The sequence below is a fragment of the Mesorhizobium intechi genome (genome assembly GCF_002879535.1).
GTDB lineage: Bacteria > Pseudomonadota > Alphaproteobacteria > Rhizobiales > Rhizobiaceae > Mesorhizobium > Mesorhizobium intechi.
Genome location: NZ_PNOT02000009.1, coordinates 1 through 11273, shown reverse-complemented (window position 1 = coordinate 11273; position 11273 = coordinate 1). Strand labels below are relative to the sequence as shown.

11 protein-coding genes and 1 pseudogene are annotated in these 11273 nt (G+C 61.4%); 2 read left to right on the top strand and 10 right to left on the bottom strand.

Features of this window, described 5'->3' with window-relative positions; translation table 11 throughout:
• From C1D09_RS00705 to C1D09_RS00670, 8 genes and pseudogenes are all read right to left on the bottom strand, one after another.
• Positions 1–297: pseudogene (locus C1D09_RS00705) on the bottom strand (GGDEF domain-containing protein); the annotation flags it as partial.
• Positions 298–480: 183 nt separating this feature from the next.
• Complete coding sequence (locus C1D09_RS00700) at positions 481–1287, bottom strand: DUF72 domain-containing protein (protein ID WP_143972521.1); 807 nt, start codon at positions 1285–1287, stop codon at positions 481–483.
• Between the two features lie 59 nt (positions 1288–1346).
• Entirely contained in the window at positions 1347–1817 is a 471-nt protein-coding gene (locus C1D09_RS00695; RefSeq protein ID WP_143972520.1) for a GNAT family N-acetyltransferase, read from the bottom strand.
• A gap of 33 nt (positions 1818–1850) precedes the next feature.
• Positions 1851–4772: an excinuclease ABC subunit UvrA gene (uvrA, locus tag C1D09_RS00690; protein ID WP_143972519.1), complete on the bottom strand. Its 2922-nt coding sequence runs from the start codon at positions 4770–4772 to the stop codon at positions 1851–1853.
• 901 nt (positions 4773–5673) lie between these two features.
• Complete coding sequence (locus tag C1D09_RS00685; protein ID WP_143972518.1) at positions 5674–5955, bottom strand: hypothetical protein; 282 nt, start codon at positions 5953–5955, stop codon at positions 5674–5676.
• A 455-nt stretch (positions 5956–6410) separates the two neighbouring features.
• A complete protein-coding gene (locus C1D09_RS00680) occupies positions 6411–7019 on the bottom strand; it encodes an ATP-dependent Clp protease proteolytic subunit (RefSeq protein ID WP_143972517.1) in 609 nt (202 codons plus the stop codon).
• 22 nt (positions 7020–7041) lie between these two features.
• Positions 7042–7530 (bottom strand): SRPBCC family protein, encoded by a 489-nt coding sequence (locus C1D09_RS00675; RefSeq protein ID WP_143972516.1) that lies wholly within the window; start codon positions 7528–7530, stop codon positions 7042–7044.
• Entirely contained in the window at positions 7527–7841 is a 315-nt protein-coding gene (locus C1D09_RS00670; protein ID WP_143972515.1) for an ArsR/SmtB family transcription factor, read from the bottom strand. Before C1D09_RS00670 ends, C1D09_RS00675 begins: the two co-directional genes overlap by 4 nt.
• Positions 7842–8067: 226 nt before the next feature.
• Here C1D09_RS00670 and C1D09_RS00665 point away from each other — a divergent pair, with 226 nt between their 5' ends.
• Entirely contained in the window at positions 8068–8583 is a 516-nt protein-coding gene (locus tag C1D09_RS00665; RefSeq protein WP_143972514.1) for a single-stranded DNA-binding protein, read from the top strand.
• A gap of 130 nt (positions 8584–8713) precedes the next feature.
• Positions 8714–9139, top strand: a complete 426-nt coding sequence (locus tag C1D09_RS00660) for an OsmC family protein (RefSeq protein WP_143972513.1) — start codon at positions 8714–8716, stop codon at positions 9137–9139.
• A gap of 18 nt (positions 9140–9157) precedes the next feature.
• Here C1D09_RS00660 and C1D09_RS00655 read toward each other — a convergent pair whose 3' ends face one another.
• Both C1D09_RS00655 and C1D09_RS00650 read right to left on the bottom strand, forming a co-directional pair.
• Complete coding sequence (locus C1D09_RS00655; protein WP_143972512.1) at positions 9158–9787, bottom strand: MarC family protein; 630 nt, start codon at positions 9785–9787, stop codon at positions 9158–9160.
• Between the two features lie 222 nt (positions 9788–10009).
• Positions 10010–11137: an acyltransferase family protein gene (locus tag C1D09_RS00650; protein ID WP_143972511.1), complete on the bottom strand. Its 1128-nt coding sequence runs from the start codon at positions 11135–11137 to the stop codon at positions 10010–10012.
• Between the last annotated feature and the right edge of the window lie 136 nt (positions 11138–11273).

The window sequence follows — 11273 nt, the reverse complement described above, 5'->3', positions numbered from 1 at the left end:
ACCCATTAGTGCTCGCGGAAGCGGCGAGCCGCCGGTTCTGAACTGGTAGGCCGCACCCAGCATGGTCGAGAAACCGAGCAGCAACAGGGCAAGGGTGGCGATGCCGAGCAAGCGCCCGGGCATGTCGATATAGGCGTCATAGACAAAGATATCGCCGACCACGAATACCAGGCTGATCGCCCATGTCAGCAAGAAGCGTTCCGTGCGGGCGGTCAGCCACATGCCGAACAATGTCAGGCTCAGGCAGGCGGCGGAGAAACCGACAGCCAGCAAAAGTGAAGTGTAGTCGAGCGACATGYCCCTCTTTCCCCGCCGGCGGCGGCTCCAGCTCTGCAGCTTGGCGCCGCCGCATACATGCAGCAAGGAAGTGTCGATAAGGTTACGATCGTGGCGAAGATGCCCGGGAATAGGCGCTTTGCTACGCGCAAAACGCATAGATGATGCACTTACAGCATGTAGCCGAGGAACAAGGAATGCTTGTCAGCCTGCTATGCGCTTCATCAGCGCCATCGCCCCGAACGGCGCGCGCACTTTGCCCTCGCTGATGAAGTAGACGAACACGTCGCGCGGCTGCACAGGCGCGTCCGTGGCGGGATCGGTACGCCGCAAATCGGCCGGCTGCTTGCCCTCCGCCCATGTCATTGCTCGCGCCGCCCACTCGTCGAGACCCTTCGGCGTGTAGCAATCGGGGTTGTCGTCCGAACCGGCCTGCAGCCGTGCGTAGACGAAGTCACCGGTGACGTCCGCGATATCGGGATATTTGGCATGGTCGGCATAGACGATCGCCGCCTTGTATTTGCGGGCAAGTGCCGCGAATTCCGGCACGATGAAACTGTCGTTGCGGACTTCCAGCGCATGGCGCAGCGCGACACCGTCCTGCTTCTCCGGCAGCAGTTTCAGAAAAGCTTCGAAATCGTCCGGATCGAACTTTTTCGTCGGCGCGAACTGCCACAGGATCGGGCCGAGCTTGTCGCCGAGCGCGGCAACGCCGGAGCCGAGGAAGCGCATAATCGATTCACCGGCCTCGCCCAGCACGCGGCGGTTGGTGACGAAGCGGTTGCCCTTCAGCGAATAGACGAAACCGTCGGGCGCCTCGCTTGCCCATTTGACGAAGGTCGGCTCCTTGAAGCTGGAGTAGTAGGTGCCGTTGACCTCGATGCTCGACACCTGCCGGCTGGCGTAGTGTAGTTGCTTGGCCTTCGACAATTTGTCCGGATAGAAGGACGTGTCCCAGGGCTCGAAGGTCCAGCCGCCCATGCCGGCGCGGATTGTTCCGGATTTGCTCATTGTCGTCCTCCCGAGTGCAGTGTCTGGCTAAATTCAGAAGTCTGGCCGCGTTGCGAAAATCAGGCCGTCGCGGTCGCGTCGACCGGTTTTGCCATGTCGACAAGGACCCATCCTGGCCGGTAGGGGTTGGGTCGGCGACCCGTTTCGCGATAGCCGTAAGCGAGATAGAGCGCGATGTTCCGCTCCATTTTCGCATTGGTGTAGAGCCGTATCTCCGGCAGGCCCCATTGGCGCGTCTGCTCGTCAGCGTGTTTTAACAAGGCGATACCGAACCCCTTGCCCTGGAAGGCGGGCGACACCGCGACGGAAAAAATCATCGCGTGATCCGCATGCCGTTCCAGCGTGAGCAGTCCGGCTGGTTCGCCGCCGCTCTCCAGCAGCCAGACCTCGGCGTTCGCGATGCGCGGCGAGTAGTCTTCGGTCACCGGGATCGGCGCCGCGCCGAGCATGGCGTTGTAGGGGGCGTAGGCGGCTTCCGTCAGCGAAACGACCGTTTGGACATCACCGGCGAGCGCTCTTCTGATTGTCATCCAAACACTCTCCAGGCGCCAACGGTCCGCAGATCATTCCGCCGCTTCGCGCTTGCCTCCGGGGCGCCGCTCCAGCAGTTCCTTGAGGAACTGCCCGGTGTAGCTGCGCTTCTCGCGCACGATCGCTTCCGGTGTGCCCTGGGCAACCAGTTCGCCGCCGCCGTCGCCCCCTTCGGGGCCGAGATCGAGCACCCAGTCGGCGGTTTTGATCACTTCGAGATTGTGCTCGATGACCACCACCGTGTTGCCCTGGTCAACCAGTTCGTGCAGCACTTCCAAGAGTTTGGCGACGTCATGGAAATGCAGGCCGGTGGTCGGCTCGTCGAGGATGTAGAGCGTCTTGCCTGTCGCCTTGCGCGACAGTTCCTTGGCGAGTTTGATGCGCTGCGCCTCGCCGCCGGACAGCGTCGTCGCCTGCTGGCCGATATGGATGTAGCCGAGGCCGACCTGCTTCAGCGTATCGAGCTTGTCGCGCACCCCAGGCACGGCGGCGAAGAAGTCAACGCCTTCCTCGACGGTCATGTCGAGCACGTCGGCGATCGACTTGCCCTTGAACAGGACGTCGAGCGTCTCCCTGTTATACCGCTTGCCGTGGCAGACATCGCAGGTGACATAGACGTCGGGAAGGAAGTGCATCTCGATCTTGATGACGCCGTCGCCCTGGCAGGCTTCGCAGCGGCCACCCTTGACGTTGAACGAGAAGCGCCCCGGCTGGTAGCCGCGTGCCTTGGCCTCGGGCAGGCCGGCGAACCAGTCGCGGATCGGCGTGAAGGCGCCGGTGTAGGTGGCGGGGTTCGAACGCGGCGTGCGGCCGATCGGCGATTGATCGATGTCGATGACCTTGTCAAGGAATTCCAGGCCCTCGATGCGGTCATGCTCGGCCGGATGCTCGCGCGACCCCATGATGCGGCGCGAGGCCGCCTTGAACAGTGTCTCGATCAGGAAGGTCGACTTGCCGCCGCCCGATACGCCCGTGACGGCGGTGAAGGTGCCGAGCGGGATTTCGGCAGTGACGTTCTTCAGATTGTTGCCGCGCGCGCCGACGATTTTCAGGCGCCGGTTCTTTTTCGCCTCACGCCGGACCCCGGGGGTGGCCACTTCAAGCGCGCCCGACAGGTATTTGCCGGTGATCGAGTCGGGATTGGCCATCACTTGCTGCGGCGTGCCCTGGGCGATGATCTCGCCGCCATGGATGCCGGCGGCCGGACCCATGTCCACGACATAGTCGGCATGCAGGATGGCATCCTCGTCATGTTCGACGACGATGACGGTGTTGCCGATGTCGCGAAGGTGCTTGAGCGTATCGAGCAGGCGCGTGTTGTCGCGCTGATGCAGGCCGATCGACGGCTCGTCCAGTACGTAAAGCACGCCGGTAAGCCCCGAGCCGATCTGCGACGCCAGCCGGATGCGCTGGCTTTCGCCGCCCGACAGCGTTCCCGAATTGCGCGACAATGTAAGATAGTCGAGCCCGACATCGTTGAGGAAGCGCAGCCGCTCACGGATTTCCTTCAGCACCCGCACCGCGATCTCGTTCTGCTTGTCGTTGAGCTGCGCAGGCAGGTCGGTGAACCATTTATCGGCGTTGCGGATAGACTGTTCCGTGACTTCGCCGATGTGCTTGCCGCCGATCTTCACCGCCAGCGCTTCCGGCTTCAGCCGATAGCCCTTGCAGACGGGGCAAGGCGTCGCCGACATGAAGCGCTCGATCTCCTCGCGCATCCAGGCGGATTCGGTTTCCTTCCATCGCCGTTCGAGATTGGGGATGACGCCTTCGAAGGTCTTGGTCGTCTTGTAGGAGCGCAGGCCGTCATCATACTGGAAGGTGATTTCGCGCTCGCCGGTGCCGCGAAGAATCGCATCCTGGGCCTGGGCGCTCAAATCCTTGAACTTGTCGCCGAGCTTGAAGTTGTAGGCCTTGCCCAACGCCTCGAGCGTCTGCACGTAATAGGGCGACGTCGACTTCGCCCACGGGCTGACGGCGCCGTCGCGCAGCGACACGTTTTCGTCGGGCACGACGAGGTTGGGGTCGATGGCGCGCTGGCTGCCGAGACCGTCGCAGGTCGGGCAGGCGCCGAACGGGTTGTTGAACGAGAACAGCCGCGGCTCGATCTCGGGAATGGTGAAGCCGGACACCGGGCAGGCGAATTTTTCCGAGAACAGGATGCGCTCATGCGTCTCGTTCTTCGACTTGTTGACCGAATCCTCGCCGGTCTGGCTGGAATCGAGCGGCTTGTCGGCGAACTCGGCCACCGCCAGCCCCTCGGCGAGCTTCAGCGCCGTCTCGATGGAGTCGGCAAGACGCGTGGCCAGATCGCCGCGCACGACGATACGGTCGACGACGACGTCGATGTCATGCTTGTATTTCTTATCGAGCGCCGGAACATCTGATATCTCATAGAAGACACCGTCGACCTTGACGCGCTGAAAACCCTTCTTCTGCAGCTCCAGCAGTTCCTTGCGATATTCTCCCTTGCGGCCGCGCACGATCGGCGCCAGCAGGAACAGGCGCGTGCCTTCCTCCAGCGCCAGCACTCGGTCGACCATCTGGCTGACCGTCTGGCTCTCGATCGGCAGGCCGGTGGCCGGCGAATAAGGTACGCCGACACGCGCGAACAGCAGGCGCATATAGTCGTAGATCTCGGTGACGGTGCCGACCGTCGATCGCGGGTTCTTCGAGGTGGTCTTCTGCTCGATGGAGATGGCAGGCGACAGGCCGTCGATCTGGTCGACGTCGGGCTTCTGCATCATTTCGAGGAATTGCCGGGCATAGGCCGACAGGCTCTCGACATAGCGGCGCTGCCCTTCGGCATAGATGGTGTCGAAGGCCAGCGACGATTTGCCGGAACCGGACAGGCCGGTCATGACGATCAGGCTGTCACGCGGCAGGTCGAGATCGACATTCTTCAGATTGTGTTCGCGCGCCCCGCGAATGGAAAGGAATTTATGGTCGGCCATCGCCGGTCGCCGCCTCAGATTTGGAATTTCGTGGGATTGGCGGGATTGTCCCGGCCATCCCCTATGTAGGTGTTTTTGCCGCCACGTCGAGAGACGCCACAATTCCCGACAGAAGTCGTTTAACCGTCTTTCGCGCGAAGGGGCAAGCAGAAAGAACAAAGGCCGAACACGCTCCTGACAAAGCTGTGCAGAAACCTGACCTGTACGTAACCCCCCGGCGATCACAATTTTCCGTAACCGGCTATTGAAGGTTGACGCGGCCGGCTCACGGGAGCAATCTCCAGAGGTCAAGCGAGGCCGGCCGTCTTTCGATGGCCTCGCCGCCCCAAGGCGACCTGCGAGACGCCGCAGGTATTCGCGATTTGCGCTTCGCGACGACAATGTCGCAACGGACACAGGAGCGGAGCATGACGCCACCGGATAGTCCCCAAAGGCTCCACGCCTCGTTGGAGCCGCGGCAGGCATAAGTGCCAGGGTTTAGCGTTTGCGCCACCCGACAAACCGTGACTTGCCGTATTCCCCAAAAATCAGAGACTGCTAGTCGGATCGTCGGCTGACGCCGCGTAGCATCCGAAATCAAACGCCGGCAGTACACTCCCGGCAAAATATGGATTTGAGATCCAGAAAAGCCCCGTCCGTTTGCCCAGAGCACGGCGGGGCTTACATTTGTGGTGTTGCCGGTGTTCGCAATTGGCCGGAACTCCGCCAGCTTCGTTATCCTTGGGCGTAGCGGAACGACGACCCAAGAATCCATGCCGCGACCCCAGCCTAGGACTGCAGCGGAGCAGAATTCTGCACTGTGGCGGGCGCGTTGCAGTCAGGCATGGATTCCAGCGTCCGCGCGCGTCGCTTCGCTCCTTGCTCCGCCCTGGGACGAAGGGCGCTTCGGCCCATCATCAGGTCAATGGTTCGGAGTGCGGATGCCACCCGTCGCCATGTCGATGGTTATGCTGCCGCCGACCCTGACATCGGTATTGCCGATCTTGAAGGAGCCGTCGCTGCCTGCCGGCAACGCGTCGTCGGGTTCCGGCTGGGGAGCCGGCTTGGCGATGCGGTAGTTGCCGGTCACGCCGGGCAGGGCGCCCGTCTGGCCGGGTGCGGAACTGTCTCCGGCGAACGCCACGCTGGAGGCCGCCGCGGCGACCGCAACGGCTATGATCAGTCTGTTCAGGCGGTGCAGCATGACAAGACTATAGTACCGCGCTGCAGGTCAGGCCAGACTGGCGGCGCGGAATCGATGTCGGCCCGGGCGCATCAATCCGCTTGCTCGCCTGGGTGCAAGCAATCAAATTTGCCTATCAGTTTGATGCAGGACGTGCTGGCTCGCCTGGTTGCCAGTTGCTAAAATCCATATGGCAGCGAACGGACCCGCCTTCTAGTCGCACATCGCCTCCACGTGCCAAACATGCATACCCTCCGGTGCCATTAGCCAGTAAGAAAAATGCCATGCATATTCCTGCTATAGCTAATATGGCGCGGAATGCTCGTTTGTTTGGATTGGTAAGCGCTGGCATTTATATCTCCGCTTATCTTTAAGAGGATGCAATTAACGCCGAATTCATTGATGGGCGATGAAAGAAGTGTTCTCTATTTGGTACATCTGCATTTTATGGATGTGCGGCTTCCATCCAAATACCCTTATGCTGCCGCCTTTTTGCGGGTGTCGAAGACATGGTCGACAATGCCCCATGCCTGGGCCTCGCGGGCGGTCATGAAATGGTCGCGGTCGAGCGTGCGTTCGACTTCCTCATAGGTGCGGCCGCAGTGCTGCGCGTAGAGCTCGGTCATGTGGCGTTTGGTCCTGCCGATCCGCTCGGCATGGCGCTGGATGTCGGAAGCCTGGCCCTGGAAGCCGCCCAGCGGCTGATGCAGCAGGATGGTGGCGTTGGGCAGCGCGATGCGGCGCCCCGGCGTGCCCGCCATCAGCAGGAACGAGCCCATCGAGGCGGCAAACCCCATGCACACGGTCGATACCGGGCAACTGACATACTGCATCGTGTCGTAGATGGCGAAGCCGCTGGTCACCACGCCGCCCGGCGAGTTGATGTAGAGCGAGATTTCCTTGTCGGGGTTGTCCGATTCCAACGACAGAAGCTGCGCGCAGACCAGCGCCGAGACATCGTCGTTGATCTCGCCGTTGATGAAGATGATGCGCTCGCGCAGCAGCCGCGAGAAAATGTCGAAGGCGCGTTCGCCGCGGCTCGATTGCTCGATCACCATCGGCACCAGGCTGGCAAGACCGCTCATTTTTCGTCTCCGATTTCCGTGTTCAGGCTGCGAGCAGGAGGGCGTTGGGCATATTCGCGGCGACAGGCTTTGCGCGCCCGTGCAATCCAAGCGAGAACCGGCAGCCGGCACCCGCCATGGCGACAGCGGGCATCGCCTTCCCAGCAAAACCGTCATGGACGATGCGCAGATGCGTGCCGCCGGAAACGGTGCGGGCGAGTGTGAAGGTGACGACACTGTCGAGCGGATCCCGGGCGTCGCCCGGCTGCTCGCGCCAGGAATAGCGCAGCAGGCGCTCCGGCTCGGCGTCGAGGATTTCGCATTCAATGGCAGCTTCGGTCCCGGCGAAGGCAAAACGCTTGCCGATTTCCGGCCCGATGTCGTTTGGCATCATCCATGCGGCGAGCAATTCCGGCACGGTCAGCGCCCGCCACACTTTTTCCGGCGGTTCGGCAAGGTCGTATTCGAACTCGAGCACATCCGGGGAGGCTTTGCCCTGGGTCTCGGCGTTTATCGATCCCAAATCCTTCATTGATCCATATCCTTCAAAACCGTCTTGAGCCTTTCGATGCGCTCCGGCCAGAAGGTCCGGTAGCGTTCGATCCAGGAGAGCAAGGGCGCGAGCCCGTGCGGATCGGCACGATAGTAGGCATTGCGGCCCGCTCGCCGCTCGACGACCAGGCCGGCGCCGCGCAGCACCGCCAGATGCTGCGACACCGCCGGCTGCGACACCGTCAGGCCGCTGCGCAATTCCGACACGCTCATCTCAGCTGCTGCGAGGCGTTCGAAGACGGCGCGGCGCGTCGGGTCGGCCAAGGCGCGGAAAATCTCTGCTTCGATCATGACAAAAGCATAAGTCGATACTTATTGATTTGGCAAGCGCTGTTTTGAAACCCATATGCTAGGCTCAGGCATTGTTGCCATTCCTTGACAATCAGCAGCAGTGCATATAGGAACGAAAAGGGAACAAAAACCTTGTGGGAAAAGCCAGCCTTGGCAGGCGGCGGACATGCGCAGCCTGTAAGGTGCTGCGACAAAAATTTATTTCGGATGAGCGCGGAGAAAAATCATGGCGGGTAGCGTCAACAAGGTCATTCTGGTCGGCAATCTCGGCGCGGACCCTGAAATCCGCCGCCTGAACTCGGGCGAGCCGGTGGTCAACATCCGTATCGCCACGTCGGAAAGCTGGCGCGACAAGAATTCCGGCGAGCGCAAGGAAAAGACCGAGTGGCACAATGTCGTCATTTTCAATGAGGGCATCGCCAAGGTGGCCGAGCAGTATCTGAAGAAGGGCATGAAGGTCTATGTCGAGGGCCAGTTGCAAACGCGCAAATGGCAGGACCAGACCGGCGCCGACAAGTACACGACGGAAGTCGTGCTGCAGAGATTCCGCGGCGAACTGCAGATGCTCGACGGGCGCCAGGGTGAGGGCGGCCAGGTCGGTGGTTATTCCGGCGTCAGCAGCCGCGGTTCCGATTTCGGCCAGTCCAGCCCGAACGAAAGCTTCAACCGTGGCGGCGGCGCCCCCAGGGGCGGCGGTGGCGGCGGTTCGTCGCGCGAATTGGACGACGAGATCCCGTTCTGATCGAAAGCAAAACCAAACGGCTGATGTCGCATGATCGTTACCCCGAGGGTCCTTGCATGGACTTTCGGGGTTTTGCATTGTTGATTTGGCGCGACAGCAGGCGCGGCCAAAGGACTGAAAGGACAAAGCGGTGAAGGCACGGGTAAAATGGGTCGAAGAGCGCACCTTCGTGGGCGAGTCCGGCAGCGGCCACAAGCTGGTGCTGGGAACGGCACCCGGCCCTGAAGGCAAGACGCCGGGCCCGAGCCCGATGGAACTGGTGCTGATCGGCACCGGCGGCTGTTCGGCCTATGATGTCGTGCATATACTGGAAAAGGGTCGCGAGGCGGTCGAGGACTGCGTCGTCGAACTCGACGCTGATCGCGCCGAGACCGACCCAAAGGTGTTCACCCGCATCCACATGCATTTCATCGTCAAGGGCCGCGCGCTTTCGCCCGACAAGGTTCAGCGCGCGATCAATCTTTCGATCGAAAAATACTGCTCGGCCTCCGCCATGATGGCCAAGACGGCCACGATTACGCATGATTTCGAAGTCATCGACACCACCGCAAAGTAGGGCGGTAGGGATCGCCGTTCACCCCGCCATCAGCGCCTTGATGCCGTCGGCGACGAATTGCACGGCCAGTGCGGCCAGGATGACGCCGAGCAGGCGGGTCAGGATCGAGCGGCCGGTCTGGCCGAGGATGCGGTCGATGCGTTCCGACAGCACAAACACCAGATAGGTGATGGCGAGGCAGACGAAGATGATGCCGACAAGTGCTGCCTGCGCGGCAAAACCCTGAAACGAACCGGAGAGCAGCACCGTCGCCGAAATCGCGCCAGGGCCGGCGATCAGCGGGATCGCCAGCGGGAAGGCGGCGATGTTGTGGATCATGTCCTTGGTGATGGCGACGTCGCCGATCTTCTCCTTGCGGTCCTGTCGCCGCTCGAAAACCATCTCGAAGGCGATGAAGAACAGCAGGAAACCGCCGGCGACGCGGAAGGCGGGCAGCGTGATGCCGAACACCGACAGGATCGAGGCGCCGGCCACCGCGAACAGCGCCATCACGAGGAAGCCGATGACCGAGGCGCGGACCGACACCTGCTGGCGCTCGTCGCGGTTCATGCCGCGCGTCACGGCGAGGAACAGTGGCGCCAGGCCGGGCGGATCGATGGTCACGAGAATGGTGACGAAGGCATTGAACAGGCTGTCGAAACTCGGCATCGCTCACCCTCCCTCCGGGCCGAGCCCGCTTCGCATTGGTAGAGCAAAGCCCGGTCAGTGGGAACCGTCTTGACTGCGAAACCGCGGAGTTTGGCCGGATCAACCGGCAGCTCCGAAATAGGGCCTCGAGGCGATAGCCGTCCGGGTCGATGCCAAAGGCAGCGTCATGGTTCTCGCCCGGCCAATCGGCGACAACAACGTTGCGGCCGTTAGGCCCCGGAATTAAGTCGGGACGGCAACGGTTGCTGGCGCGACCATCCGCTGCGCCATGGCTCGTCCCTTTGTTTGGAATGGCGCTTCGATCAGGCGGCACGCGATCTCGGCGATGGCGGCGGTGAGGATGAGCCCCCCCACCAGAATGATGACGGAATGCGCCGAGTCCCGGATGGCGTCCGCACTGCCGGCGTAGCGGGCGCAGCCCTCCTTGATCAGCCTGAACGCTATGGAGTGGAAAAGGTAGATGGCGTAGGAGCGCTTGCCGATCCAAAGCAGCAGACGTTGGTTTTCCGCGTTCTGGAACAGGTAGCCTCGATCATAAGAGGCGATCCAGACCAGAACGCCAGCCAGCATAGCTATCAACCCGACGTAGAACGAAACGATCAGTCCGCCCGACAGGAAGCATATGGCGGTGATGGCGAGCGCCGCGAAGAGAGGGCCGATGTGGCGGTGGCGAAAGATGGTAGGAGCCAGTCGCCAATAGTCGGCATGCTGCGAAAGCAGCGCGATGAGGACGCCCCATGAAATGGCATCAGTCCGCGTGATCCAAAGCCATGAGGTGTTGGGTCGGTAAAGCGGAAACTGGATGACGATCAGGAGAGCACAGATCGCTGCAAGCCATCTACGCGAGAAGATGAAGACCAGCGGAAGGGCGATGTAGAACTGCTCTTCCAAGGACAGCGACCAAAACTGCAGGTTGATACCGCATGTCGTCCAGCCGGCTGACAGGCATTGGAAAAAGTGCCAGTTCTGGGCGTAGATCACAACGGCCACAGCGTCGTAGAAATTGTTCTGCGCGCTGCCGAAAAAGCCGAACCCGTTCCAGGTTGCGGCCAACGCTATCGAGAGAGCCAAAGTCATCCAGGACAGCGGGACGAGGCGAAAGAAACGCCGGATCCAAAACGACTTCAAGGCGATGAAGGGTGTTTCAGACCGGATATGGCGCAGTAGCGTGGCAGTGACCACAAATCCCGATATCGCGAAGAAGATATCCACGCCCGCCCAAAAATGAGCCACTCTGAATACAGGCCACCAATACACCTGTTCCCAAGCCAGTATGAAAGGAATGTGCGCGGCAATCACCATGAGGATGGAGATTGCGCGTAGAATTTCAATCTCGGCGTTCTTGGCCATTGGAAAACCCCGCCTCGGGCGACCCTATATCCTCGCTCGTCGCCGATTCAATACGCGCGTCGGCTCGGCAGTTTCTTTTTCACAATTGTGCCGGCCAAGCCAGCGCCACTTCCAAAGACGTTGGACCTTGGAAATC